Raw genomic sequence first — 23,562 nt, 5'->3', positions numbered from 1 at the left:
TCAGTGCGGGTTGAACAGCACGTAGACCTTGCGTATCGTCGACTGGATATCCCAGACGCCGTTCGTTTCGGCTGGAAAGAAATACACATCCCCTTGTCGTAGCGGCACGGGCAAGCCGCCGTCCGGCGTGAACACCGCGCTGCCGCTCAGCACATGCATGGTTTCGGCCGACCGCACCTGCCGGCGGTAGCTGCCTGGTGAGCATTCCCAGATACCCACCTCGGGCCGGCCGTCGAGCGGCAGCACCATTTTTTCACCGCGCAGCGTGCAGGCCGGTTCGCTGAGCGGCATGCCCACCGTGCCCCAGTCCTGCAAGGCGCCCGAGGCAACGGTCGAAGGCGTGTCGAGTTTGCGGATACTCATGAGAGTCTTTCGAGGAACTGCGAAATCAAACGCCCCGGCCATCGCGCCAGCGGTAGTAGCGCACTGAAGCCGCGAGGAACCAGGGATTGCCGGTATAAAACGGCCGCGTCTGGAAAGCCAGCCCATCCAGCGCCGTGCGCCCTTCCCTGAGCCCCAGCACCTGCTGGCCCACGCGCATGCCGAAGTAGCTGGAGGTACCCACGCCGGCACCGCAGTAGCCCATGGCGTAGTAAAGCCCGTCATGCAGGCCGACATGCATGAGTTCGTCGAAGGTGTAGGCCACCAAGCCGGACCACGAATGGCTGATGCGCACGCCGGCCAGTTCCGGAAAAATCTTCACCATATCGGCATGCAACAGCGGCCCGCTCACGCGGCAATCGGTTTCCTGGTGTGACACGCGGCCGCCGAACAGGATACGTTTGCGGTCCGGCGAGGCACGGTAGTAGTACACCACCTTGCGGGTGTCGCTGACGATGCGGTTGCGCGGCATCAACCGGTCCATCAGTCCCTCGGGCAAAGGCTCGGTGGCGATCATGTAGCTGCCGATGGGAATCACCCGGCGGCGCAGCCAGGGCGTCACCTTGCCGGTGTAGCCGTTGGTGGCCACCACCACGTCGCGTGCCCGCACCGTGCCCCTGGGCGTCGTCACCAGGAAATGGCTGCCCTGCTTCTCGATGCCGGTGACGGGACTGCGCGGCGCGACCTGCACGCCCGCCGCCAGCGCGCGCTCCAGCAGGCCCTGGTGGTAGCGCGCCGGGTGCACCGAACAGTGCTGCGCGTAGACCGCGCCGCCCCAGTAGGCGTCGGTGCCGAGTTCGCCGCGCTGCTCGGCGCGCGGCACCATGTGCGCCTCCACCTCCAGGCCCTTGGGCTGCTGCGCCAGCCTGGCCGCCAGCGCCTCGTACTGCGCGGCGTTGTGCGCCGCATGGAAGCGCCCCACCTGCCCGTAGCTGCATTCAATGCCTTCGCCGCGGATGAAGTCGCCGATCCAGGCCAGTGAGCGCCGGCCCTCGCGCAGGATCTCGAACGCTTTGCCGATGCCGTGGCGGCCGGCCAGCTGCTCGAAGCTGGGCTTGATGCTGGTGGACACCTGGCCGCCGTTACGCGTGCTGCAACCCCAGCCGGCATCCTCGGCGTCCAGTACCAGGGTGGACCGGCCGCCGCGCGCGGTTTGCAGCGCCGCGTGCAGGCCGGTGTAGCCCGCGCCTATGACCGCCACGTCGACACTGGGAGGCAGCGGCGCTGGCTCCAGCACGGGGCGCGGCACCTCATCCCACCAATACGGCGCCAGCTTGCAATGTTCGAGAATATCCACGGGCTTTCCTTTAAGGGTTTCCACGGCGCGCAGCGCGCAGCACTTCGTCCGCGCCCTTTTCCGCCAGCATCAGCGTAGGCGCATTGGTGTTGCCGGAAGTGAGCGAGGGAAAGGCCGAGGCGTCGATCACACGCAGGCTCGCCAGGCCGTGCACCTGCAGGCGGTGGTTAAGCACGGCCGTCGCCGGGTCCGGCCCCATGCGGCAAGTGCTGACCGGGTGGAACACCGTGGAGGCGCGCCGGCGGATGTCGTCCATCAACTGCTCTTGCGAGCGGATGGAGGCGCCGGGCACGAGTTCCTGTTCGATGATCGCGCTAAAAGCCGGTGTGGCGGCCAGCCGGCGCAGGAACAGGGTGGCCTCCATCATCTCCTGCGCATCGTGCGCGGTGGCCAGGGAGTTGGGCTCTATCAGCGGCGCCGCCATCGGGTCGTCCGATCGCAGCCGCAGCCGGCCGCGGCTGCTGGGCTTGCAGGGCTGGGCGCCGAGCAGAAACCCCGGGTAAGGGTCCGGCGCCATCAGCGCGCGTTTGCCGGGCGTTGCCTTGAGGTAGCTCAGCGGCGAAAAATACAGCTGCATATTCGGCCGCTCCAGGCCGGGCCGGGAACGGAAAAAACCGCCCCCCTGGTTAACGCTCAGCGACAGCGGGCCGCGGCGAATCGCCGCATACTGCAGCCCGGCCCAAAGCTTGCCGTACCAGGGGCCGAGCTGGTTGTTGAGCGTCGGCACCTTCGAACGGTAAAGATGGTCTATGCAAAGGTGGTCTTGCAGGTTCTGGCCCACGGCCGGCGAATCATGCACCACCGGGATGCCCAATTCCCTGAGCTGCGACGCGGGCCCGACGCCCGACAGCTGCAGCAATTGCGGCGAGTTGACGGCGCCGGCCGCCAGAATCACCTCCCGCCGCGCCCGGGCGAACAATGACCGTCCGCCCTGCCGGTACACCACACCGCCGGCCCTCAGGCCGTCGAACACGATGCGCGTGGCATGCGCGCCGGTCTGCACGCTGAGCCTTGCGCGCTTCATCGCCGGACGCAGGTAGGCGCTGCTGGCTGAAGCGCGCAGCCCGCCCTGGGTGGTGATCTGGTAGATGCCGACGCCTTCTTGCGAGGCGCCGTTGAAGTCGGGGTTGTGGGGCAGCCCGACCTGCCCGCCCGCCTGCAAATACACCTTGCACAGCGGGTGCACCTGGCCGCTCACGTCGCTCACGCGCATCGGCCCGCCGGCGCCGCGCCAGGCGTCGGCGCCCTGCCCGTTGTCTTCGAGTTTCCTGAACCAGGGCAGCACCTCGTCCCAGGACCAGCCGGTGTTGCCCAGCGCGGCCCATTCGTCGAAGTCGGCCGGCTGGCCGCGCACGAACACCATCGCATTGATGCTGCTCGAGCCCCCCAGCACCTTGCCGCGCGGCCAGTAAGCCTCACGTCCGGCCAGTCCGGGGTCGGGCGCACCGCGGTACATCCAGTTCACGGCCGGGTTGTAGAAAGACTTGCCGTAGCCTATGGGCACGCGCAGCCAGACGCGCTGGTCGCTGCCGCCGGCCTCCAGCAGCAACACGCTGTGCTCGCCGGATTCGCTGAGGCGATGGGCCAGCACGCAACCGGCCGAGCCGGCGCCGACGATGATGAAATCAAACTCTGTCACCGGGTCGAGCATCTCACGGCAGGTGGCCTGCCGGACAGGTCCGTTTTAGACTAAATGCCAGACCATTTCCGGTCGTGGGCATGACACAAGGAGGCGCGGCTCAGGCCGCACGGGCCTTGCGCGCCGCGTGCGGCGGCCTGGCCTTGAGCTGTTTGTCCAGCACATCCGCCAGCACCTTGACACCGGCCTCTATCACCGGCGGCGGGCTGCTGCCGAAGCCCAGCACCAGGCCGCTGGCCGTGAGCGGCGTGATGGCAAAACGGCCCAGCGGCGATACCGTGATGCCGCGCCGGTCGGCTTCCTGCGACACGTCGGCCTCGGCCAGCCGCGGCGCGAGATAGCCCACGGTGTGCAGGCCGCTGTGGGCCGGCACCACGTCCAGCAGGCCCTTGAGGTGCTTGCCGGCCGCGGCGGCCAGCGCCTCGTGCCGCTCGAAGTAGGTATGGCGCATGCGGCGCACGTGCACGGCGAAGTGCCCCTCGTCGATGAACTCCGCCGTCACGCCCTGCGTGTGAGACGGAACGCCCGCCAGGAAGCGGCTCATGACGGCGCGGAAAGTGCCCACCAGCGCCGGCGGCGCAAGCAGGTAGCCCAGCCGCAACGCGGGGAACAGCGACTTGCTGAAGGTGCCGACGTAAATCACGCGCCCCGTGGTGTCCACGCTTTTGAGCGTGGGCGGCGGACGGCCGGCAAAAAAGAACTCGCCGTCGTAGTCGTCTTCGATCACCCAGGCGCCGGCCTGCTCGGCCGCCTGTAGCAGCGCGAAGCGGCGCGCCAGGCTCATCACGCAGCCCAGGGGCTGCTGGTGCGAGGGCGTGACAAAAGCCAGGCGAAAGCGCGGCGCCAGGCGCAGGCCCTCTTCCACGCGCAGGCCGTTGCCGTCGACCGGCACGGGAACCAGGTCGGCGCCCGAAGCGACCAGGCTGTTGCGCGCGCCTATGGCGCCGGGGTTTTCAAACCAGACCTTGTCGCCGGGGTTCAGCAGCATGGCGCCTATCAGGTGGAAGGCCTGCTGGGCGCCGCCCAGGATGAAGACCTGTTCCGGGTCGCAGGTGATGCCCCGGTTGGCGCGCAGGTGCGAGGCCACCGCGCGGCGCAACTGCGGCGCGCCATACGGGTCGCCGTAGCCCAGGACTTCATCCTGGTTGCCGCGCAGCCATTTCGCCGACAGCCTGGCCCACTGGGCCATGGGGAATGCGTCGAAAGCCGGTAGCGCCGTGGTGAAGGCGCGCGGCGCGTGCGGCAGCCGGCGCCGTTCGACGAAGCGGCCTATCGCTTCCTCCATGACGGCCGACAGGCGCGGCGCGGCGGGCTCCGGGGAAGCAGCCCTGGCTTTCGGGGGCATGGGACGGTCTGCGCCCAGAACAGCGCTGACAAAAGTGCCGGAGCCGGTCTGCGAATCGATCAGGCCTTCGGCCGTGAGGCGGCTGAAGGCCTCGACCACCGTGGTGCGCGACACGCCGAGGTCGAGCGCCAATGTGCGGCTGGCCGGCAAGCGGTCGCCTGGCGCGAATCCGCCCGTAAGGATGATTTCGCGCAAGGCCATGCACAGTTGCGTGCTCACCGGGTGATGGTGGCTGTGGTCGATGCGGATCGACAGCAAGAGGGAGCCGCCTGCACGTTTGACCATGGCCTGCCATTTTGTGTTGTTGAAAAAATGGTATCACGCATTAATCAAAATGGACCTTTTCCGCAATCCACTTGAGCGGGATGATGGCTCCATCCAACACTCCTGTCGGCTCGGGTTCCTTCATGCTCATCCGGAAAATCGAAACCTTTTGCGACCCCTTCGTGGGCTTTGTGCGCGTCACCGCCGACAACGGCGCGCAAGGCTGGGGCCAGGTCTCGCCTTATCACGCCGACCTCAGCGTGCAGGTGCTGCACCGCCAGGTCGCGCCCTGGTCGCTGGGCCGCGATGCGCTGGACATCGACGGCCTGGTCGACGCCATCGCCGAGCTTGAACACAAGTTTCCCGGCTCGCACCTGTACCGCGCCATTTGCGGCGTGGACACCGCGCTGTGGGACCTGCGCGGCAAGGCCGAAGGAAAACGTGTCTGCGAACTGATAGGCGGTACGGCCAAACCGCTGGCTGCCTATGCTTCGTCGATGAAACGCGACATCACGCCGCAGGATGAAGCCAGGCGCATGCTGGCCTTGCGCGACAAATGTGGTTTCGACGCCTTCAAGTTCCGCGTGGGCGCCGAATACGGCCACGACAGGGACGAGTGGCCGGGCCGCAGCGAAGAGATCATCGCGGCCATGCGCGGCGCGCTGGGCCAGGGCCCGGCCCTGCTGGTGGACGCCAACAGCTGCTATTCACCGCGCCGCGCCATCGAGGTGGGCCGCATGCTGGAAGACCACGGCATCAGCCACTTCGAGGAGCCCTGCCCGTATTGGGAACTCGAGCAGACGCGCGAGGTGCGCGAAGCGCTGTCCATCGACGTGACCGGCGGCGAACAGGACTGCTACATGCCGCTGTGGAAACACATCATCGATTCAAAAACCGTCGACATCGTGCAGCCCGACGTCTGCTACATGGGCGGCCTGGCCCGCACGCTGCGCGTGGCGCGCATGGCCGAAGCCGCGGGGCTGCCCTGCACACCGCACAGCGCCAACCTCTCGATGGTGACGCTGTTCACCATGCACCTGCTGTGCGCCATCCCGAACGCCGGCAAGTACCTGGAACTGTCGATCGAAGGGCCGGACTACTATCCCTGGCAGGAGGGCTTGTTCGTGAACCATCCCTACACCGTGCGGGACGGCCGGGTTTCCCTGCCTGACGCGCCGGGATGGGGGGTCGAGATCAACCCCGCATGGCTTGCGAAATCCAGCTACCAGATGAGCGAGATCCCCTGACCATGGCCACCCCCTTGAACGCATTGGTGCATGAAGCGCAGGCAAGCGGCACGATCGCCGGCCTGCCGGACCGCCACCTGATCAACGGCGTGTTCGTTCCCTCGCTGAACGGCGGGCGCATGGAAACGCTGGATCCGGGAACGGGTGCCGCCTTCGCGAGCTTCGCCGCCGGCGACGCGGCCGACGTCGATGCGGCCGTGGCCGCCGCGCGGGCGGCGCTCACCGGCCCGTGGGCTGCCCTCACGCCGGCACAGCGCGGCCGCCTGCTGCACCGCGTCGCGGGCCTGATACGCGACAACGCCGACCGCCTGGCCGTCACCGAAACCCTGGACAGCGGCAAGCGCCTGGCCGAGGCCCGCGGCGACGTTGCGGGCGCGGCGGCCACCTTTGAGTACTACGCGGGCGCCTGCGACAAGCACCAGGGCGACAGCATTCCGCTGGGCGAAGACTATCTTGCCTATACCGTGCACGAACCCGTCGGCGTCACCGCCCACATCATTCCCTGGAACTACCCGCTGTCTTCGGCCGCGCGCGGCATCGCGCCGGCGCTGGCGGCCGGCTGCACCGTGGTGGCCAAGCCGGCCGAGCAGACACCGCTGACCGCGTTGATGCTGGCCCAGCTCTGCATGGAAGCGGGCCTGCCGCCCGGCGTGTGCAATGTGGTGACGGGCACGGGCGCGCAGGCCGGCGCCGCGCTGGTGCGGCACCCGGGTGTGCAGCACATCAGCTTCACCGGTTCGGTGGCCACCGGCATTGATGTGATGCAGGGCGCCGCGCCCCAGGTCACCCGGCTGGTGCTTGAACTGGGCGGCAAGTCGCCGGTGCTGGTGTTGGCCGACTGCGATATCGGAAAAGCCGTGGACAACGTGCTGGGCGGCATCTTTGAAAACGCCGGGCAGATCTGCTCGGCCGGCTCGCGCCTGGTGATAGACCGCCGCATCCATGCCGATTTCGTGGACCGGCTGGTCGTGCGCGCGCGCGCCATGACGCTGGGCCACGGACTGCGCGATGCCGGCATGGGCGCGGTGAACTCGCGGGCCCACCTCGACAAAATCGCCGGCTACGTGGACCGCGCCTGGGCGCGCGGCGTGGCGGTGCGTTGTGGCGGCCGGTGCACCACCGACCCGCTGACCGGCCGGGGCTGGTTTTACGAACCCACCATCCTGGACGGGCTGAAACCGGACGACGAGGCGGTGCAGCAGGAGATTTTCGGGCCCGTATTGTGCGTGCAGGTGTTTGACGACCTGGACGAGGCCGTGGCATTGGCCAACGGAACGGACTTCGGCCTGGTCGCCGGCATTTTCACCCGCGACTTCGCCAGCGCGCACCGGCTCGCCCGGCGCGTGGACGCAGGCCAGGTCTACATCAACGAATATTTCGCCGGCGGCGTGTCCCTTCCTTTCGGCGGCAACAGGCGATCGGGCTTCGGCCGCGAAAAAGGCCTGGAGGCGCTGCGCAGCTACAGCAAGCTCAAAAGCGTGGCGGCACGTATTTGAGGCGGTCGCAGCATTTGCAGCGATCAAGGTTTCAGGGTGGTTATGGGATGTCAGTTCAACAGGAGTCAATGAAATGATGAACAAGTCGATGAACAAACCGGTCCGCAACCGCGTTGCGATGCTCGGGGTGATGATGGCCATAGTCACCTTGTGGTGCGGCAATGCCGCGGCGCAGCTGACCATTGTGTCTTTCGGCGGGGCCTACCAGGAAGGCCAGAGCAAGGCGCTGTTCCAGCCCGCCGCCAAGGCGCTGGGCATCACCATCAAGGAGGAAACCTACACCGGCATCGCCGACCTGCGCCTGAAGGTCAAGGCCGGTGCCGTGACCTGGGACATCGTGGCCAGCGGCTCGGGCAGCGCGGCGCGCGCCGGCTCCGAAGGCTTGCTCGAAGCGCTGGACTACAAGGCCATCGACGTTTCTTCCTTCGCGCCCGGCCTCACGCAGGAATTCTGCGTGGGCGGCGACGTGTTCTCCACCGTGATGGCCTGGAACACCAAGACCTACGGCGACAAAGGCCCGCAGACCTGGGCCGACTTCTGGGACGTCAAAAAATTCCCCGGCAAGCGCGCTTACCGCAAGGGCGTGGCCGGCGCGCTGGAGCCCGCGCTGATGGCCGACGGCGTGCCGCCCAACAAGGTCTATGAGGTGCTGTCGGCGCCTGGCGGCATCGAGCGCGCCATCAGGAAGATCAAGGAGCTCAAGCCCAGCATCGCCGTGTGGTGGTCGTCCGGCGCACAGCACGCCCAGCTCATGAAGGACGGCGAGGTCGACATGGTCACCGGCTGGAACGGCCGCTTCGACGTGGTCGCCAAGGACGGCGCCAAGGTGGCCTATACCTTCAACCAGGCCCTGCTCGACTACGACTGCTTCGGCATTCCCAAGGGCGCGCCCAACAAGGCCCTGGCCGTGAAGTTCCTCAATGAGATCAGCAAGCCGCAATACCAGGCCGAATTCACCAAATACATCACCTACGGGCCGACCAACAAAAAAGCCTACGACGGCCCGGCCATCCCCGCGGCTTATGCCAGGACCCTGCCCTCCTACCCGGACAATGCGGCAAAGCAACTGGTCATCGACCTGAACTGGTATACCAAAAACGAAGCGAGGGCTTCCGAGCTGTACCAGAACATGCTGACCGAGTAAAAAGGCAAGGCGTGGCGGCCGGCGCCGGCGCGAACCTGTGAGCAACCGAAACGAAGACCAGAACAAAGAGAAGGCGGATTCATGAGCAACAAGTCGTCGCTGCCCATCACCCTCCGGCAAGTGACCAAGCGTTATGGCTCCGCCTATGCCCTGGACCACGTCGACCTGGATATCCGCAGCGGCGAATTCCTCACGCTGCTGGGCCCATCAGGCTCGGGCAAGACAACGCTGCTGACGGTGCTGGCCGGCTTCACCCGGCCCGACAGCGGCAGCCTCAGGTTCGGCGAGACCGAGGTGATTTGCATGCCGCCGCAAAAGCGCGACGTGGGCATGGTGTTCCAGAACTACGCCCTGTTCCCGCATATGACGGTGGCCGGCAACGTGGGTTTTCCGCTCAGGCTGCGCGGCGTCAAGCGCGAAGAGATGGCGCGCCGCGTGGAGCATGCACTGGAGATGGTGCGCCTGGGCGGCTATGGCGAACGCGGTGTGCACCAGCTCTCGGGCGGGCAGTGCCAGCGAGTGGCCCTGGCGCGCGCCATGGTGTTCGAGCCGCGCATCATGCTGATGGACGAGCCGCTGTCGGCCCTGGACAAACAGCTGCGCGAACACATGCAGATCGAGCTGCGCCAGCTGCACGACAAGCTGGGCATGACCACCGTATACGTCACCCATGACCAGCGAGAGGCCCTGACCATGTCCGACCGGGTCGCCGTGATCAACGGCGGCCGCATCGTGCAGCTCGACACGCCGCGCGCACTGTACGAGCGCCCGGCGAATCGCTTTGTGGCGGAATTTATCGGCGAGTCGAGTTTTGTACCCGTCGCCGTGCGCGAAGGCAGGGTGATGCTGAACGGCGCGGCGCTCACGGTAGCTTCCCACCCCGGCGGCGACGGGCCGCGTTTGCTGATGCTGAGGCCCGAGCGCCTGAAGATCCTGGCCGGCGGCATGGGCGCGGGCATGAACATCCTCAACGCCCGCGTGCAGGCCACCGTCTACCAGGGCGACAGCTCGCTGGTACAGGCGGCCCTGGCCGACGGCAGCGTGGTCAGTGTGCGTGGCGCCTCGGGCAGCAACGCCGGCCATGCCTGCCCCGGGGCCGGCGACATGATCGCGCTGGGCCTTGCCGTTGACGACACCGTGCTGTTGCCGCGGGAAGGCGCAGCATGAACACCGCGCCGGACCCGGCGCCGAACGCCGAAGCGCTCAGGGGCAGCCGGCGCCGCGAGCGCATGGCCTTGCTGTCGCTGGTATCTCCCGCCGTGCTGCTGGTCACCGTGATCATGGTGCTGCCCGTGGGTTGGCTGTTTTACCTTTCGGTGCTGTCCGACGCCGGCACTTTCAGCCTGGAGCACTACCGGCGCATGTGGGAACAACCCTCCTACGCGCGCACCTTCTGGGTCACCTTCCAGGTCAGTTTCCTGACCACCGGCATCTGCATCCTGCTGGCTTACCCGCTGGCCTATTTCCTCTCGGAACTTCCCAAGCGCGCGGCCAATCTCTGCATGATCGCGGTGCTGTTGCCGCTATGGACCTCGCTGCTGGTGCGCACTTACGCATGGCTGGTGCTGCTGCAGCGGCGCGGCCTCATCAACGGCTGGGGGATGGAATTGGGCCTGTGGAACGAGCCGCTGGAACTGGTGCACAACCTGACCGGCACGCTGATCGGCACGGTGCACGTGATGCTGCCCTTCATCGTTCTACCCCTATATGCCTGCATGCGCGGCATCAACCGCGACTACCTCAAGGCCGCGGCCAACCTGGGCGCATCACCGACGCGGACCTTCTGGCAGATCTTCTTCCCGCTGTCCATGCCCGGCCTGGTGACCGGCTCGCTGATCGTCTTCATCCTCTGCCTGGGTTTTTACATCACGCCCGCGGTGCTGGGCGGTGGCAAGGTCATCATGGTGTCCAGCCGCATAGCCAACGACATCGAGATCTTCTTCAACTGGGGCGCCGCCAGCGCGCTGGGCGTGGTGCTCCTGGTGCTGACGCTGCTGCTCATCCTCGCGGCTTCGCGCCTGGTCAAGCTCGAAGACGCCTTGCGCGACAGGGGGACGTGATGAAAAGCAATTGGCTGCGCCGGCCCGTCACCGAAACCCAGATCAGCCGCGGCGGCCGGCTGTGGCTTTACGTCATCGCGGCGCTGGTCATGATCTTCCTGGTCATGCCCACGCTGCTGGTCATCCCCATGAGTTTTTCCAACTCGCAGTACCTGGAGTTTCCGCCCCGGCAATGGTCGCTGCGCTGGTACCAAAGCTACTTCAGCTCGGCCTCCTGGATGCAGGCCACCGCCACCTCGCTCAAAGCCGGCGTGCTGACGGCCCTGGTCGCCACGCCGCTGGGCACCATGGCGGCCTACGGCCTGCTGGTCTCGCGCTTACGCCACGCCGGGCTGTTGACCCTGCTGCTGCTCACGCCCATGGTGGTACCCGTCATCCTGATCGGCATCGGCGTGTTCTACGCCTACGTCAAGCTGCAGCTCGTCAACACGCTGACGGGGCTGGTGCTGGCCCACAGCATGCTGGCCATCCCGGTGGTCATGATGGTGGTCAGCTCGGCCCTCAAAACCTTTGACCTCAACCAGGAGATGGTGGCGCGCAGCCTGGGCGCCTCGCGGCTCGAGGCCTTCCGGCTGGTGACTTTTCCGCAGATCCGTTTTTCCATTTTCACCGGCGCGGTTCTGGCCTTCCTCACGTCGTTTGATGAAATCATCGTCTCGCTGTTCGTCTCCGGCGGCGACAACTCCACACTCACACGCAATATGTTCAACGCCTTGCGCGACCAGGTGGATCCGACCATCGCGGCCATTTCCACGCTGATCGTGGCTAGCACTTCGCTGATGCTGGCGGTGACGCAGTTCATTGGGAAATCCAGGGAAGCCGATCGCAAGGCTTGAGCGCCCTGCCCGCATCCGGAATCACCGCGGCCCGGACTTCAAGGCCGCAGCGACTCGGCGGCAAATGCGGCGGCAAACAGCAGGGGTTCGTGTTCTTTGCCGAGGCGGGGGGTTTGCTGTTCCAGCAAGGCATTGCGCTGGAGGGCGGCATGCGCTTCGGCCAGGCCCTGGGCATAAGCCTCCCGGGCGAGGCGCTTGGCCTTCCTCTCGCCATGGATTCCCACCCGGTAGTTTTTACGCCGGCGCTTGCCCCACGCATCCAGCCAAAAAGCCTGCCAATAGGGCGCGGGCGTGCCGCCCGGTTTTTTGGAGGCGGCCAGGTAGCGCGCCACGCCCACCGTTCCCGATGAATTGCCCCTGGTTTTTTGCGCACGGCGCCACTGGCGATGGTCCGCGTCAAATGAGGCGATGTGAGCCTCCAGCGCATCCCGGTAAATCTTGGCGGCGGCCAGCGACTTGCGCTTGCCGCCGTAGCACAGGTCGGTGAATGCCCTGGTCACGGTCCGCCCATAGCGCCGGACACAGACTCGCCAGCTTCTCTCGCGGTCGGACTCGACGCGGGTGATGCGGCGCAAGGGATTTTGGTAGTCGGTTCTGAACATGGTTTTAAAAAACCTGAACCGTATTCGAATTCCCCCGCTCCCCCCACCAAGATTGTCTTGGCGCGGGTATTGTTTGTTGGATTTCCCGAGCTCGGCCGTATTCAACTCCGAACGCGCACAGCAAGGGGGCCGCAAGGTACGCTCACGCGCCGCGGCAGCGCCCCGGATAAGTGCGGATCCAGAAATCAGGCAGACGCTTGCCGGCCGGGACAAGCCCGGCACGGCCCCGGCCTTTGCACCGGTTCAGCGCGGCGCCAGCAGCTCCGCGTAGCGCGCGAGGTCGACGTTGCCGCCGCTCACGATGACGCCTATCCGTTCTCCCTTCGCGGGCGGATTCGCTTCGAGCACCTTGCAGGCGCCGGCAAAGGACAGGCAGCCGGTGGGCTCGACCACCATCTTCATGCGCTCGGCGAAAAAACGCATGGCCTCCACCAGCTGCGCGTCGCTCACGGTAAGGATGTCGTCGACGTCGCGGCGGATGATGCCGAAGGTGTAGTCGCCCAGGTACTGGGTCTGCGCGCCGTCGGCGATGGTCTTGGGTGTGGCGATACGCACGATGCGGCCGGCGCGCAGCGACTGCAGGCCGTCGTCGCCGGCTTCCGGCTCGACGCCATAAACCTTGCACTTCGGTGCCAATGCGCGCGCGGCCAGCGCCGAACCGCCGGTGAGTCCGCCGCCCCCCAGGCAGATGTAGAGGCTGTCCAGCGCGCCAGTCTCCTCGAACAATTCCTTGGCGGCCGTGCCCTGGCCCGCGATCACGTCGGGATGGTCGTAGGGTGGGATCAAGGTCATGCCGCGCTCGGCGGCCAACCCCTTGGTCAGGGCCTCGCGGTCTTCGGTGAAGCGGTCGTAGAGCACCACTTCGGCGCCATAGCCGCGCGTGGCGGCAAGCTTGGCGGCGGGCGCGTCCTGCGGCATCACGATCACCGCGGGCATGCCCAGCATGCGCGCCGACAGCGCCACCGCCTGCGCGTGGTTGCCCGATGAGAAGGCGATCGCGCCAGCCTTGCGCTGCGCGGCATCGAACTTGGACAGCGCGTTGAAGGCGCCGCGAAACTTGAAAGCGCCCATGCGCTGGAAGTTTTCGCATTTGAAGAAAAATTCGGCGCCCCAGCGCGCCTCGGCGGTGGCCGATTTCAGCACCTGCGTGCGGTGCGCATGGCCTTCTATGCGCGCGGCGGCGGCAATCACGTCTTCGTAGGTGGGGAGTTGCATGGCGAAGGAGGCTTTCATTGCGGAGCAAAAATAAGGGCTTAGCTTAAACGAAGGCTGCACTTTCCCGACAGAAGCAGGCAAGCCCTTTCTGTACCGATACAGATGCCTGATTCGCTTTAGCAGCGGCGCAGAAGGCACAATGAGGCGATGCGCGCCCTGCTCTCTAGTTTCTCCTGGCGGGAATTGCAACACCACCCCTGGCGCAACGCTGCCGCGGTGGCGGCCGTGATGCTGGGCGTGGCGCTGGCGTTTTCGGTGCAGCTGATCAATGCCTCGGCGCTCAGCGAATTCTCCCAGGCGGTGCGCGCCGTCAACGGCCAGCCCGACCTGGAGCTGCGCGCCGTGCAGGGCGGCTTTGACGAGAACCTCTACCGCCGCGTGGCCGCCGACCCGCAGGTGGCCCTGGCCAGCCCGGTGCTGGAGCTCAGCACCTATGCGCTCACCACATCCGCGGGCGGCAAAGCCGAACGCCTGCCGCTGCGCATCATCGGCGTGGATGCCCTGGCAGTGGCCGCCATGGCGCCGGCCCTGATGCCGGTGCCGTCCACCGACGCGGGGCGCTTCGCACTGTTCGCACCGGGCCAGGTGTTCCTGAACCCGGCCGCGCGGCAATTGTTCAGTGGCCCTTCGCTGCGCCTGCAAAGCGGCCTCGAACTGCGCGAGGTGGCCGTGGCCGGCAGTGTGGGTGCGGGCGGCGGGCCGCTGGCCGTGATGGACATCGCCGCCGCGCAAGACCTGTTCGGCAGGGGCGGCCAGCTTTCGCGCATAGACCTGCGGCTCAAGCCCGGCGCCGAAGCTAGGCGTTTCATCGCCTCGCTGCAACTGCCGCCCGGCATCACCGCCACCGCGCCGGGCAATGCGGCCGAGCGCGTCAGCAACCTCTCGCGCGCCTACCGCGTCAACCTCACGGTACTCGCATTGGTAGCGCTGTTCACCGGCGCCTTCCTGGTTTTCTCGGTGCTGTCGCTCAGCGTGGCCAAGCGCGCGCAGCAGTTCGCCTTGCTGGGGGTACTCGGGCTGACGGGACGCGAGCGCCTGCAACTGGTGCTGGCCGAGTCCGTGCTGCTGGGCCTGGCCGGCAGCGTGCTGGGCATTGCGCTGGGCACGGCGCTGGCCGCGCTGGCGCTGCGGCTGCTGGGCGGCGACCTGGGCGGCGGCTACTTTTCCGGCGTCGCGCCCAGCCTGCAATGGAACGGCGCGGCGGCTTTTACCTACGGCGCGCTGGGCGTGCTGGCGGCGGCAGTGGGCGGCTGGTGGCCGGCGCGGGCCGCGCAAAAGCTTCCGCCCGCGCAAACGCTGAAAGGCCTCGGTGCCGCCGCCAGCGGCGGCAAGGGCCACTGGCTCAGCATCGCCCTGGTCGCGGCGGGCGGCCTGCTCGCGCTGGTCCCGCCGCTGTTCGGCATTCCGCTGGCGGCCTATGTGTCCGTGGGCTTGCTGCTGGTGGGCGGCATCACGGCCCTGCCCTGGTTGATCGCGCTGCTCTACGACAGGCTCAGCCCGCATGTCACCGACCGCCTCCTGCCGCTGCTGGCGGTGGAGCGCGCGCGCCGCGTGCGCGAAAGCGCGGCCGTGGCCGTGAGCGGGGTGGTGGCGTCGTTAAGTTTGGCGGTGGCGCTGACGGTGATGGTGGCGAGCTTTCGCGAATCGGTCACGCGCTGGCTGGACGTGGTGCTGCCGGCCGATCTTTATGTGCGCACGGCGCTGGGCACTTCGGCCAGCGACACCGCGTATTTCTCGCCGGAGTTCGTGCAGGCGCTGGCCGGCCTGCCCGGTGTGGCGCGTGTGGGCGCGGCGCGCACCGTGCAGCTGCTGCTGGACCCGGCCAGGCCGGCCGTCACGCTGGTCGCGCGGCCGCTGGACGACCCGGCCACCGCGCTACCCCTTGTGGGCCGGCTGCTGCCGGTGCCACCCGGGCATGTCGGCATCTACGTGAGCGAGCCCATGGTGGACCTGTATGGCGCGCGCCCAGGCGGCGTCTTTCAGCCGCTCTCGCAGTCATTGCAGGCCGGCGCCGGCACGGCTGAGGCGGCACCGCCGTTTTACGTGGCGGGCGTCTGGCGCGACTACGCGCGCCAGTTCGGCGCGATCGCGATGGACAGGCGGGACTTCGAACGCCTGACCGGCGACCGGCGCGCCAACGACCTGGCGCTGTGGCTGGACGGCAGTGCGGCCGACGCCCTGGTGCAACAGTCGGTGCGCGCGCTGGCCGAACGGCAGTCGGGCGCGGGCGCGATGCTGGAGCTGGCTTCGGTCAGCGAACTGCGCGCGACCTCGCTGAAAATCTTCGACCGCAGCTTTGCGGTCACCTACTGGCTGCAAGGTGTGGCGATCGCCATCGGCCTCTTCGGTGTGGCGGCCAGTTTCAGCGCGCAGGTGCTGGCGCGCCGCAAGGAGTTCGGCCTGCTGGCCCATCTGGGCCTGACGCGGCGGCAGATCCTGGCCGTGGTGGCCGGCGAAGGCGCGGCCTGGACGCTGACAGGCGCGCTGGCCGGCCTGGCGCTGGGGCTGGCGGTGTCCACCGTGCTGGTCTACGTGGTGAACCCGCAAAGCTTTCACTGGACCATGGACCTGATGCTGCCCTGGCTGCGCCTGGGCCTGCTGTGCGCGGCCGTGGTGGTGGCCGGTACGCTGACCGCCTGGCTGGCCGGGCGCGCCGCGGCCGGCAAGGATGCGGTGCTGGCGGTCAAGGAAGACTGGTAGCCGCACCCTATGCGTGCCCGCATTAGAGGCTGGCTGGGTACACACTCCCCCGCCGTCCTACAGCGGGCAAGGCCTGTCTCCCACGCCACCCGGCCGCCCCGCGCCGCACACTGGCTCCCATGAGCTCGCCTCTTCTTTTATCCCTTCACGCATGGGAGCACGCGATGACCACCCCCACAACCGTCAATTCCCCGCCCCACGCCACTGCCCGCCCCGGCGTGGCCGGCCCCTTGCCGCCCCCTCCGCGCGCCGCCACACGGCTGGCCCACGGCCTGCTGGCCACCCGAAATGAGGACGGCAGCGTGACGCTGTCGCTCGAGCAGCCGCTGACCCTGCAAGCCGAGGAACTCGAAGACCTGGTCACCGACATGGCCGGCCTGCGCGCCGAACTGGATCCGCCCTACCCGCTGGACTGCCCGCCGCTGTGCGCGCTGGAGCCCTGCTACACGCCGCGCCACTGGGTCGCCTGCGACCCGCTGACCGGCAAGATCCTGCTGTTCCTGCGCCACCACCTTTTCGGCTGGCTGGGCATCGTGCAGACGCCCGAGGCCGCGCTGGAGATGCTCAAGTCGGTGGCTGTCGAAATGAAGAAGCTGGAACTGTCGGAGCGCGCCCCGAGCCAGGGTTTGCACTGAACACCAAACGACCGTCAGAACCAAAGTTTTAGTTTTTTCCAATGCCCGCGCCTTCCTGTGAAGGCGCTTTCTTTTGCTTACTCAAAGTCACGCTTTTGACCCGCAATTGTCATCACAGCACCCTTTTGCGCTCCTACCATGGAGGCACCACCCAAGAAATCGAAATCACTTCATAGAGGTCTTCACCATGGCATCCGTCAAAGCACCGCCACATGACTACCGCATTGAAAACGTCGACCCGGCCAAGGGCAGCCTGTTGCCGCCCAGCAGTTCCAACCATGTTTTTGCGGACTACTCCCTGGCGGTCGCCGTCGCCGTCAAGAGCGTCGCCGACCCCACCCGACAGGAAGTGCGCGTGGTCCACATCCCCAGCGGCGAAGTCGTCTTCAGGACGTCCGGCGCGGGCCGTTCGTTTTGAGTTTTTTGAAATTGCCGAACAGGTCAGGCCAGGCGCACGCTGGCCGCGAAATGATCGTAGACCACCGCAATGCGGCGCAGGTGGCGCGATTCGGCGTGCGCCAGCAGCCACAGGTCTGACTCGCAGCCCTCCAGCGTCTCGCCCAGCGGCACCAGCAACGGCTCGCCGGCCAGCATGAACACGGGCACGATGCCCACCCCCAGCCCCGCCTTGATCGCATCCATCACCGCCACGATGCCGTCGGCGTAATGGCGCGGCGTGAGCTTGGGCAGCTGCTTGCGCCGCCACAGCACCGAGGGATGTTCAGGCAGCGACTCATCGGGCGCTATCCAGTCAAACCCGGCGAGCACATCCGGCGCCGGCGGCTTCTTCGCCGATGACAGGGCCCTGGCCTGTGCTTTCAGGCCGCACAGCACAAAACGCACCGTGCCCAACTTGCGCCCCACCAGATGGTCGGGCGGCTTGCGCGTGGCGCGCAAGGCCAGGTCGGCATCGCGCCGGCTCAGGCTGGCCAGTTCGTTGCCGGTTCGCAGGTCCAGTTGCAGCAAGGGGTGCTGCGCCAGCAGCGGCTTGAGCGAGGGCAGCACCAGGCCGCGCAGCACGGCATCGGTGGTGGTGAGGCGCACCCGGCCGGCCACGCCTTCATGCGGCCGCTGCGCGCTGGCGCGCGCGGCTTCCAGCTCGGCCTCTATGCGCTCGGCGTGCTGCACCAGGCCCAGCATGGGCTCGGTCGGCAGGTAGCCGAGGCGGGAGCGTTCAAACAGGCGCTGGCCCAGGCTTTTCTCGATGCGCTGCACCGAGCGGAACACCGTGGAAGCATCGGCGCCCAGCCGCCGCGCGGCTTCGGCCAGCGTGGCGCCGCGCACCAGCGCCAGCAGGGTTTGCAGGTCGTAGGCGCTGAGCGCGTATTGCGATTTTGCAATAGACGTTTTCATGATCGCCAATTTACATTGCTTTTATGCAATCGTAAAGTGGCGACTCCCTCAACTCCAGCCCTTGACCGGGCATTGCCACCATGACAACCACCGCCTCCCAAAACCTCGCCGCCGGCCACGGGGCCGCCCTGCTGCGCATTGCACTGGGCACCATGTGGATTACCCACGCGCTGCTGAAAATTTTTGTCTTCACGCTGCCCGGCACGGCGCAGTTCTTCGAGTCGGTCGGCCTGCCCGGCTTCATGGCCTATGTAGTGGTCGCGGCCGAGCTGGCCGGCGGCGCCGCCTTGCTGCTGGGTTTTTACGGCCGCCAGGCCTCGCTGCTGCTGGCGCCTGTGCTGGCGGTGGTCGTCTGGGTGCACTGGCCCAACGGCTGGGTGTTCACCAGCCCCAAGGGCGGCTGGGAATACCCGCTCTTCCTGCTCGTGGCCTCGCTGGCCCAGTGGCTGCTCGGCGACGGCGCCTGGGCCGCGCGCCGCAGCCAGTGGCTGGTGCTCCGTTAAACACGCAGGGAGCATGACCATGACACTGACCCTCATCAGCCACAGCTTATGCCCCTACGTCCAGCGCGCGGCCATCGTCCTCGCAGAAAAAGGCGTGGCCTTTGAGCGCCGCGACGTGGACCTCGCCAACAAACCGGACTGGTTCAAGGCCGTGTCACCGCTGGGCAAGACACCGGTGCTGCTGGTCGACGATGACGCGATTTTTGAGTCGGCCGTGATCTGCGAATACCTGGACGACACGCTGCTGCCGCGCCTGCATCCAGGCGACGCCCTCCAGCGTGCACGGCACCGGGCGTGGATGGAGTTCGGTTCCAGCGTGCTGAACACCATAGGCGCTTTTTACAACGCTCCCGATGCCGCTGCGCTGCAAAGCCGCCGTGAAGAACTGGCCGGCAAGTTCGCGCAGCTGGAGGCCGTGCTGCCGGCGCAGGGACCGTATTTTTCAGGCGAAGCCTTCAGCTTCGTCGACGCGGTCTTCGGCCCGGTGTTTCGCTATTTCGATGTCTTTGAAGCACTCGGTGAATGCGGATTTTTTGACGCAGCGCCCAAAGTGCTGGCCTGGCGTGCCGCGCTGGCGCAGCGGCCTTCGGTGCGGCAGGCCGTGCGCGGCGACTATGCGGCCGAGCTCACGCGCTTTCTGCGACGGCGCGGCTCTGAGCTCTCGCGGCGCACGGACGGCATCGCCGTCACGGTGCTCTGAAAAACTAGGCCTGGCGGAAATTCGCCAGGATCTTGAGCAGGTTGCGTGTGGCGCCGTCCAGCGCTTCCGGCGGCCGGTGCACCATGGCCGTGTGGCGTACCAGCGCCGGCTTGAGCGGCAGCAATTGCACGTCATGCCGCACATGGGACTCCTCCTGCGACTCCTCCCGGGGCAGCACGGCGGCGCCGTAGCCGGCCGCAACCAGGCTCTTGATGGCCTCGGAGTAGTTGAGCTCGATGCGCGCGCGCGGCGTGAAGCCCGCATCGGCAAACCAGGCCATGGTCATGCGGTACATGTGAGTAGGCGTCTCGTTGAAGATCAACGGTTTGCCGGCCAGCCAGGCCGGCGTGGCGTGTTTGGGCGCCTTCCAGCGCCTGGGCACAAAAGCCATCATCGGGTCGCTGCGCCAGTGCGTGATCACCATGCCGCGCTGCGCGGGCGGCGGCGTGGCGACCAGGCCCACGTCCAGCGTGCCCTGCAGCAACCGCTCCAGGGTGTCGGCCGAGCCCAGGATGCTGACCTCGACATCGATGTCGGGATGGGCCAACTCCATGGCCTTGAGCACCTGCGGCAAAAAATACACCAGCACGCCGGTCGTGCTGCCCAGGCGCACGCGGCCGGCGCGGCCTTCGACGTGGCGCTTGACCGCATCGACCGCATCGTCGGCGTCGCGCAGCAGGCGGCGCGCCCGCTCGACCAGCACCGCGCCCGCCGGTGTGGGCTCCACCTTGCGGCCGCCGCGCACCACCAGCGGCGTGCCGAGCCGGCTTTCGAGTTCGCTCACGTGAAGGCTGACGGTGGGCTGTGCCAGGTGCAGGCCCTGCGCCGCGGCCGAGAAAGTGCCGAGGTCGGTGATGGCCACCAGGGTGCGCAGCTGGTCAAGGTTCAATTCACGCATGGAAGATGCTTCATAACGTTCGCAACATATCTCATCAGGAATACTGATAGTTTTAATCAGAAAACTCAACTTCCACAATACCAGAATAAATTGCACCATGGGCGCCTGGCTTCATTCACACCGTCATCACCCCACCAGGAGCACCCCATGCCTTCCGCCGCCATACCCACCGTCACACCGGCCTTCAGCCTCACCGCCGGCCTGCACCGCCTCGCGGGCCAGGCGGCGGCGCTGTGCAGGGTCGGTGGCGCCTGGTTCAAGCGCGGCGGCACATTGGCGCCCACCCGCCTGCAACGGGATGAACTGCAGGCCATGAGCACCCATGAGCTGAGCGACCTGGGCATAGGCCGCAGCGAGATTCCGGCGCTGTTCGGCGAGCCTTCGTCCTGGCAATCCAGCCGGTATTAAAGGCCGGCCACCCGGGCCCCGCTTGCTGCGAGAATCGGGGCCATGACCGCCCTTCAATCCTCCAGCAGCCCCTGGCTCAGCGCCGCCATCGTCCGCATCGAGGCCGACTACCAGCGCAGCGCCGACACCCACCTGATCCCTTTGCCGCTGCCGGAGTTCGCCGCGCGCGGCATCGACTTTTATCTCAAGGATGAATCGACGCATCCCACCGGCAGCCTCAAGCACCGGCTGGCGCGTTCGCTGTTCCTGTATGCGCTGTGCAACGGCCTGATCCATGAAGGCTCGACCATCGTCGAAGCCTCCAGCGGCTCCACGGCGGTCAGCGAGGCTTATTTCGCGCGGTTGCTGGGCCTGCCCTTTATCGCAGTGATGCCGCGCAGCACCTCGCCCGAAAAAGTCGCGCAGATCGAGTTTTACGGCGGGCGCTGCCACTGGGTGGACAGCGCCGCGCAGGTCTACGACGAAGCCCGCAAGCTGGCCCAGGAAACCGGCGGCCATTACATGGACCAGTTCACCTATGCCGAACGCGCCACCGACTGGCGCGGCAACAACAACATCGCCGAAAGCATGTTCAACCAGATGGCGCGCGAGCGGCATCCCGTGCCGCGCTGGATCGTGGTCGGCGCGGGCACGGGCGGCACCAGCGCCACCATAGGCCGCTATGTGCGCTACCAGCGCCACGACAGCCGGCTCTGCGTGGCCGATCCGGTCGGGTCGGTCTTTACCGCCTACCACCGCAGCGGCGATGCCAGCCTGACCGGCGCGGGCTCGCGTATCGAGGGCATAGGCCGGCCGCGCGTGGAGGCCAGCTTTATCCGCACGGTGATAGACCGCATGGTGGAAGTGGCCGACGTGGATTCCATGGCCGCCATGCAGGCGCTGTCGCAATTGCTGGGCCGCCGGGTCGGGCCGTCGACCGGCACCAACCTGGTGGGCATGCTGGCGCTGGCGCACGAGATGTTGGCGCGCGGCGAGCAAGGTTCTATCCTGTCGCTGCTGTGCGATTCCGGCGAGCGCTACCTGCCGACCTACTACAACGACCAATGGGTGGCCGAGAAAATGGGCGACTGCACGGCTGCCCAGGCGCGCATCTCCGAGCTGATGCGGCCCGCGCCTGCTGCCTGAGCAAGCCATGCCTGCGCTACCGTCCACACGCGCCTTGCCCCTCCTGCTGCCCAGGCGGGGCATGCTGCTGGCCGGCGCCGCACTGGCCGGCTGGGGCGCCGCCGCTGGCCCGGCGCAGGCTCTGCCCGCCAAAGCATTGGGGTTCCCGCGTGACCGCGGCGCCCATCCCGCATTTCGCACGGAGTGGTGGTACATCACGGGCCAGGCCAGCGTTGAAGCGGGCCAGCGCATGTTCGGCTTCCAGCTCACCTTCTTCCGCTCGCGCGTGGATGCCACCCAGGGCATGGCCTCGAAATTCGCCGCCAAACAACTGGTCTTCGCCCACGCGGCCCTCACCGACGTGCAGGGCAAAAAACTCTGGCACGACCAGCGCATCGCGCGCGATGGTTTTGGCGTGGCAGCAGCTAGCGAAGGCGACATGGACCTCAAGCTGCGCGACTGGTCGCTCAAAGCCGAGGGCGGTAAATACCTCGCAGAACTGCCGTCCACCGACTTCGGGCTCAAGCTCGCATTTGAAGAAACGCAGGAAGTGCTGCTGCAGGGCAAGCAGGGCCTGTCGCGCAAGGGTCCCGAAGAAAAGCAGGCCAGCTACTACTACAGCCAGCCGCAGCTCACGGCGCGCGGCAGCTTGCGGCTCAAGGGCCAGGATTTTGCCGTGAACGGCAAGGCCTGGCTGGACCACGAATGGAGCGAGGAAATCCTGCACCCCGATGCGGCAGGCTGGGACTGGATAGGCATGAACCTCACCGACGGCAGCGCCCTGACTGCCTTCCGGCTGCGCGGCAAGGACGGCGGCACCTTGTGGGACGGCGGCTCTTTCCGCTCTCCCAAGGGCGGGCTCTACACCTTCAGCCGCGGCGAAGTGATCTTCAAGCCCGTGCGCCACTGGAAAAGCCCGTTGACGCAAACCAGCTACCCGGTGGAGTGGATAGTGCGCACTCCCGCCGATTTTTATACCGTGCGCGCCGTCATCGACAACCAGGAACTCGACAGCCGCCAGTCCACCGGCGCGATCTACTGGGAAGGGTTAAGCGAGTTGATCGACAGCAACGGCAAGGTGGTGGGGATGGGTTATCTTGAGATGACGGGGTATGCGCAGCCGCTGCGGATGTGAGCCCCTCTTCAACCTTCACATTTCAACAGGAGAAGTCCATGCGCTGGGTAGCCATCTTTGACGACAAGCCTTCCATGCTCGCGGTGCGCCGGGAGCGCGAGCCTCTGCATCTGGCTTATCTGCGTGCGCATGAGGGCGAGATTCTTATCGCGGGTGGTTTGCGTGAAGCGCCCGGTGGGGGGTTTGTTGGCGGGCTTTGGGTGTTGGAGGTGGAATCGCGGGAACGTGCCGTGGAGCTTGTGGAGAACGATCCTTATTTTGTGGCTGAGCATCGGGGTTATCGGTTGCTGACTTGGGGCAAGGCGTTGGCTGATAAGCAGGTCGTGCTTTGACGGGTTGCACCGGGGGCTTTGCTTAATCGATTGTGATGTTCTCTGCTAAGTCCTGCTGGCCGGGATCGCCCGGCGGCGACTCACTTTTCTTTGCTTCGCCAAAGAAAAGTAAGCAAAAGAAAGGCGACCCGCAGTCTGGGTCCCTACGCTTCGCTTCGGGCAACCTGCGGTGCTCGACTACGGCGGGGTCTCGCGCAAACTCGCTTCGCTCAGACAAGCGCGATCCCTGATCCGCCTACGTCTGCGCTCCTCGGCCCAGCCAGGACGG

At 66.8% G+C, this 23,562-nt stretch carries 23 protein-coding genes; 15 read left to right on the top strand and 8 right to left on the bottom strand.

Features of this window, described 5'->3' with window-relative positions:
- The 4 genes from AC1D1F_RS22385 to pdxR all read right to left on the bottom strand — a co-directional run bounded on the left by AC1D1F_RS22385 (nucleotide 1) and on the right by pdxR (nucleotide 4,947).
- Nucleotides 1–363, bottom strand: a complete 363-nt coding sequence (locus tag AC1D1F_RS22385; protein WP_477675665.1) for a cupin domain-containing protein — start codon at nucleotides 361–363, stop codon at nucleotides 1–3.
- 25 nt (nucleotides 364–388) lie between these two features.
- Nucleotides 389–1,678 (bottom strand): NAD(P)/FAD-dependent oxidoreductase, encoded by a 1,290-nt coding sequence (locus tag AC1D1F_RS22380; protein ID WP_477675666.1) that lies wholly within the window; start codon nucleotides 1,676–1,678, stop codon nucleotides 389–391.
- 10 nt (nucleotides 1,679–1,688) lie between these two features.
- On the bottom strand, nucleotides 1,689–3,317 hold the full coding sequence (locus AC1D1F_RS22375) for a GMC family oxidoreductase (RefSeq protein WP_477675667.1): 1,629 nt from the start codon (nucleotides 3,315–3,317) through the stop codon (nucleotides 1,689–1,691).
- 100 nt (nucleotides 3,318–3,417) lie between these two features.
- On the bottom strand, nucleotides 3,418–4,947 hold the full coding sequence (pdxR, locus tag AC1D1F_RS22370; RefSeq protein WP_477675668.1) for a MocR-like pyridoxine biosynthesis transcription factor PdxR: 1,530 nt from the start codon (nucleotides 4,945–4,947) through the stop codon (nucleotides 3,418–3,420).
- Nucleotides 4,948–5,069: 122 nt separating this feature from the next.
- Between pdxR and AC1D1F_RS22365 the strand changes: the two genes are divergently transcribed.
- From AC1D1F_RS22365 to AC1D1F_RS22340, 6 genes are all read left to right on the top strand, one after another.
- Nucleotides 5,070–6,173 (top strand): mandelate racemase/muconate lactonizing enzyme family protein, encoded by a 1,104-nt coding sequence (locus AC1D1F_RS22365; protein WP_477675669.1) that lies wholly within the window; start codon nucleotides 5,070–5,072, stop codon nucleotides 6,171–6,173.
- A 2-nt stretch (nucleotides 6,174–6,175) separates the two neighbouring features.
- Nucleotides 6,176–7,669: an aldehyde dehydrogenase family protein gene (locus AC1D1F_RS22360; RefSeq protein WP_477675670.1), complete on the top strand. Its 1,494-nt coding sequence runs from the start codon at nucleotides 6,176–6,178 to the stop codon at nucleotides 7,667–7,669.
- 88 nt (nucleotides 7,670–7,757) lie between these two features.
- Nucleotides 7,758–8,813 carry an ABC transporter substrate-binding protein gene (locus AC1D1F_RS22355; RefSeq protein WP_477700840.1) on the top strand — a complete coding sequence of 352 codons (1,056 nt, stop codon included), beginning with the start codon at nucleotides 7,758–7,760 and terminating at the stop codon, nucleotides 8,811–8,813.
- A gap of 81 nt (nucleotides 8,814–8,894) precedes the next feature.
- Complete coding sequence (locus AC1D1F_RS22350) at nucleotides 8,895–9,980, top strand: ABC transporter ATP-binding protein (protein ID WP_477678996.1); 1,086 nt, start codon at nucleotides 8,895–8,897, stop codon at nucleotides 9,978–9,980.
- A complete protein-coding gene (locus AC1D1F_RS22345; RefSeq protein WP_477678995.1) occupies nucleotides 9,977–10,873 on the top strand; it encodes an ABC transporter permease in 897 nt (298 codons plus the stop codon). Before AC1D1F_RS22350 ends, AC1D1F_RS22345 begins: the two co-directional genes overlap by 4 nt.
- On the top strand, nucleotides 10,873–11,709 hold the full coding sequence (locus AC1D1F_RS22340) for an ABC transporter permease (RefSeq protein ID WP_477683767.1): 837 nt from the start codon (nucleotides 10,873–10,875) through the stop codon (nucleotides 11,707–11,709). The genes AC1D1F_RS22345 and AC1D1F_RS22340 overlap by 1 nt, the downstream gene beginning before the upstream one ends.
- A gap of 38 nt (nucleotides 11,710–11,747) precedes the next feature.
- On the opposite strand, the gene AC1D1F_RS22335 is transcribed toward AC1D1F_RS22340, so the two are convergent.
- The gene (locus AC1D1F_RS22335) at nucleotides 11,748–12,311 is read right to left on the bottom strand and encodes a hypothetical protein (protein WP_477700839.1); all 564 of its coding nucleotides are present in this window, start codon (nucleotides 12,309–12,311) and stop codon (nucleotides 11,748–11,750) included.
- A 243-nt stretch (nucleotides 12,312–12,554) separates the two neighbouring features.
- Nucleotides 12,555–13,526 carry a threo-3-hydroxy-L-aspartate ammonia-lyase gene (locus AC1D1F_RS22330; protein WP_477678935.1) on the bottom strand — a complete coding sequence of 324 codons (972 nt, stop codon included), beginning with the start codon at nucleotides 13,524–13,526 and terminating at the stop codon, nucleotides 12,555–12,557.
- Between the two features lie 147 nt (nucleotides 13,527–13,673).
- Here AC1D1F_RS22330 and AC1D1F_RS22325 point away from each other — a divergent pair, with 147 nt between their 5' ends.
- The 3 genes from AC1D1F_RS22325 (at nucleotide 13,674) to AC1D1F_RS22315 (ending at nucleotide 17,279) form a co-directional block, all read left to right on the top strand.
- On the top strand, nucleotides 13,674–16,226 hold the full coding sequence (locus AC1D1F_RS22325) for an FtsX-like permease family protein (protein ID WP_477696864.1): 2,553 nt from the start codon (nucleotides 13,674–13,676) through the stop codon (nucleotides 16,224–16,226).
- Between the two features lie 164 nt (nucleotides 16,227–16,390).
- Nucleotides 16,391–16,861, top strand: a complete 471-nt coding sequence (locus AC1D1F_RS22320; protein ID WP_477678060.1) for a hypothetical protein — start codon at nucleotides 16,391–16,393, stop codon at nucleotides 16,859–16,861.
- A gap of 187 nt (nucleotides 16,862–17,048) precedes the next feature.
- Complete coding sequence (locus AC1D1F_RS22315) at nucleotides 17,049–17,279, top strand: hypothetical protein (protein WP_477654260.1); 231 nt, start codon at nucleotides 17,049–17,051, stop codon at nucleotides 17,277–17,279.
- Nucleotides 17,280–17,302: 23 nt separating this feature from the next.
- Here AC1D1F_RS22315 and AC1D1F_RS22310 read toward each other — a convergent pair whose 3' ends face one another.
- Nucleotides 17,303–18,214, bottom strand: coding sequence for a LysR family transcriptional regulator (locus tag AC1D1F_RS22310; protein WP_477696863.1), 912 nt, complete (start codon nucleotides 18,212–18,214; stop codon nucleotides 17,303–17,305).
- Nucleotides 18,215–18,294: 80 nt separating this feature from the next.
- Here AC1D1F_RS22310 and AC1D1F_RS22305 point away from each other — a divergent pair, with 80 nt between their 5' ends.
- A complete protein-coding gene (locus AC1D1F_RS22305) occupies nucleotides 18,295–18,717 on the top strand; it encodes a DoxX family protein (protein WP_477678058.1) in 423 nt (140 codons plus the stop codon).
- A gap of 13 nt (nucleotides 18,718–18,730) precedes the next feature.
- Nucleotides 18,731–19,417 carry a glutathione S-transferase family protein gene (locus AC1D1F_RS22300; RefSeq protein ID WP_477678057.1) on the top strand — a complete coding sequence of 229 codons (687 nt, stop codon included), beginning with the start codon at nucleotides 18,731–18,733 and terminating at the stop codon, nucleotides 19,415–19,417.
- Between the two features lie 4 nt (nucleotides 19,418–19,421).
- Here AC1D1F_RS22300 and AC1D1F_RS22295 read toward each other — a convergent pair whose 3' ends face one another.
- Entirely contained in the window at nucleotides 19,422–20,315 is an 894-nt protein-coding gene (locus AC1D1F_RS22295; protein ID WP_477696862.1) for a LysR family transcriptional regulator, read from the bottom strand.
- 147 nt (nucleotides 20,316–20,462) lie between these two features.
- Between AC1D1F_RS22295 and AC1D1F_RS22290 the strand changes: the two genes are divergently transcribed.
- Genes AC1D1F_RS22290 through AC1D1F_RS22275 form a run of 4 tightly spaced genes read left to right on the top strand, consistent with a single transcriptional unit; the run spans nucleotide 20,463 to nucleotide 23,294 of the window.
- Nucleotides 20,463–20,723 (top strand): DUF1127 domain-containing protein, encoded by a 261-nt coding sequence (locus AC1D1F_RS22290; RefSeq protein WP_477678055.1) that lies wholly within the window; start codon nucleotides 20,463–20,465, stop codon nucleotides 20,721–20,723.
- Nucleotides 20,724–20,765: 42 nt separating this feature from the next.
- Entirely contained in the window at nucleotides 20,766–21,848 is a 1,083-nt protein-coding gene (locus AC1D1F_RS22285; RefSeq protein WP_477696861.1) for a PLP-dependent cysteine synthase family protein, read from the top strand.
- 7 nt (nucleotides 21,849–21,855) lie between these two features.
- The gene (locus AC1D1F_RS22280; RefSeq protein ID WP_477696860.1) at nucleotides 21,856–22,962 is read left to right on the top strand and encodes a lipocalin-like domain-containing protein; all 1,107 of its coding nucleotides are present in this window, start codon (nucleotides 21,856–21,858) and stop codon (nucleotides 22,960–22,962) included.
- A 38-nt stretch (nucleotides 22,963–23,000) separates the two neighbouring features.
- Nucleotides 23,001–23,294 (top strand): YciI family protein, encoded by a 294-nt coding sequence (locus AC1D1F_RS22275; protein WP_477696859.1) that lies wholly within the window; start codon nucleotides 23,001–23,003, stop codon nucleotides 23,292–23,294.
- The last annotated feature ends 268 nt before the right edge of the window (nucleotides 23,295–23,562 follow it).

The sequence above is a fragment of the Polaromonas sp. P1_H6 genome (genome assembly GCF_056405195.1).
This window is presented reverse-complemented; position numbering and strand designations above follow the sequence as displayed.

What these genes read in the sequence shown, in the direction of transcription:
- AC1D1F_RS22360 (WP_477675670.1), top strand. Translation starts at nt 6,176, where the DNA reads ATGGCCACCCCCTTGAACGCATTGGTGCATGAAGCGCAGGCAAGCGGC.
- AC1D1F_RS22295 (WP_477696862.1), bottom strand. Translation starts at nt 20,315, where the DNA reads ATGCGTGAATTGAACCTTGACCAGCTGCGCACCCTGGTGGCCATCACC.
- AC1D1F_RS22320 (WP_477678060.1), top strand. Translation starts at nt 16,391, where the DNA reads ATGACCACCCCCACAACCGTCAATTCCCCGCCCCACGCCACTGCCCGC.
- AC1D1F_RS22345 (WP_477678995.1), top strand. Translation starts at nt 9,977, where the DNA reads ATGAACACCGCGCCGGACCCGGCGCCGAACGCCGAAGCGCTCAGGGGC.
- AC1D1F_RS22365 (WP_477675669.1), top strand. Translation starts at nt 5,070, where the DNA reads ATGCTCATCCGGAAAATCGAAACCTTTTGCGACCCCTTCGTGGGCTTT.
- AC1D1F_RS22290 (WP_477678055.1), top strand. Translation starts at nt 20,463, where the DNA reads ATGCCTTCCGCCGCCATACCCACCGTCACACCGGCCTTCAGCCTCACC.
- AC1D1F_RS22280 (WP_477696860.1), top strand. Translation starts at nt 21,856, where the DNA reads ATGCCTGCGCTACCGTCCACACGCGCCTTGCCCCTCCTGCTGCCCAGG.
- AC1D1F_RS22340 (WP_477683767.1), top strand. Translation starts at nt 10,873, where the DNA reads ATGAAAAGCAATTGGCTGCGCCGGCCCGTCACCGAAACCCAGATCAGC.
- AC1D1F_RS22310 (WP_477696863.1), bottom strand. Translation starts at nt 18,214, where the DNA reads ATGAAAACGTCTATTGCAAAATCGCAATACGCGCTCAGCGCCTACGAC.
- AC1D1F_RS22325 (WP_477696864.1), top strand. Translation starts at nt 13,674, where the DNA reads ATGCGCGCCCTGCTCTCTAGTTTCTCCTGGCGGGAATTGCAACACCAC.
- AC1D1F_RS22305 (WP_477678058.1), top strand. Translation starts at nt 18,295, where the DNA reads ATGACAACCACCGCCTCCCAAAACCTCGCCGCCGGCCACGGGGCCGCC.
- AC1D1F_RS22350 (WP_477678996.1), top strand. Translation starts at nt 8,895, where the DNA reads ATGAGCAACAAGTCGTCGCTGCCCATCACCCTCCGGCAAGTGACCAAG.
- pdxR (WP_477675668.1), bottom strand. Translation starts at nt 4,947, where the DNA reads ATGGTCAAACGTGCAGGCGGCTCCCTCTTGCTGTCGATCCGCATCGAC.
- AC1D1F_RS22385 (WP_477675665.1), bottom strand. Translation starts at nt 363, where the DNA reads ATGAGTATCCGCAAACTCGACACGCCTTCGACCGTTGCCTCGGGCGCC.
- AC1D1F_RS22285 (WP_477696861.1), top strand. Translation starts at nt 20,766, where the DNA reads ATGACCGCCCTTCAATCCTCCAGCAGCCCCTGGCTCAGCGCCGCCATC.
- AC1D1F_RS22275 (WP_477696859.1), top strand. Translation starts at nt 23,001, where the DNA reads ATGCGCTGGGTAGCCATCTTTGACGACAAGCCTTCCATGCTCGCGGTG.
- AC1D1F_RS22355 (WP_477700840.1), top strand. Translation starts at nt 7,758, where the DNA reads ATGAACAAACCGGTCCGCAACCGCGTTGCGATGCTCGGGGTGATGATG.
- AC1D1F_RS22300 (WP_477678057.1), top strand. Translation starts at nt 18,731, where the DNA reads ATGACCATGACACTGACCCTCATCAGCCACAGCTTATGCCCCTACGTC.
- AC1D1F_RS22330 (WP_477678935.1), bottom strand. Translation starts at nt 13,526, where the DNA reads ATGCAACTCCCCACCTACGAAGACGTGATTGCCGCCGCCGCGCGCATA.
- AC1D1F_RS22315 (WP_477654260.1), top strand. Translation starts at nt 17,049, where the DNA reads ATGGCATCCGTCAAAGCACCGCCACATGACTACCGCATTGAAAACGTC.
- AC1D1F_RS22335 (WP_477700839.1), bottom strand. Translation starts at nt 12,311, where the DNA reads ATGTTCAGAACCGACTACCAAAATCCCTTGCGCCGCATCACCCGCGTC.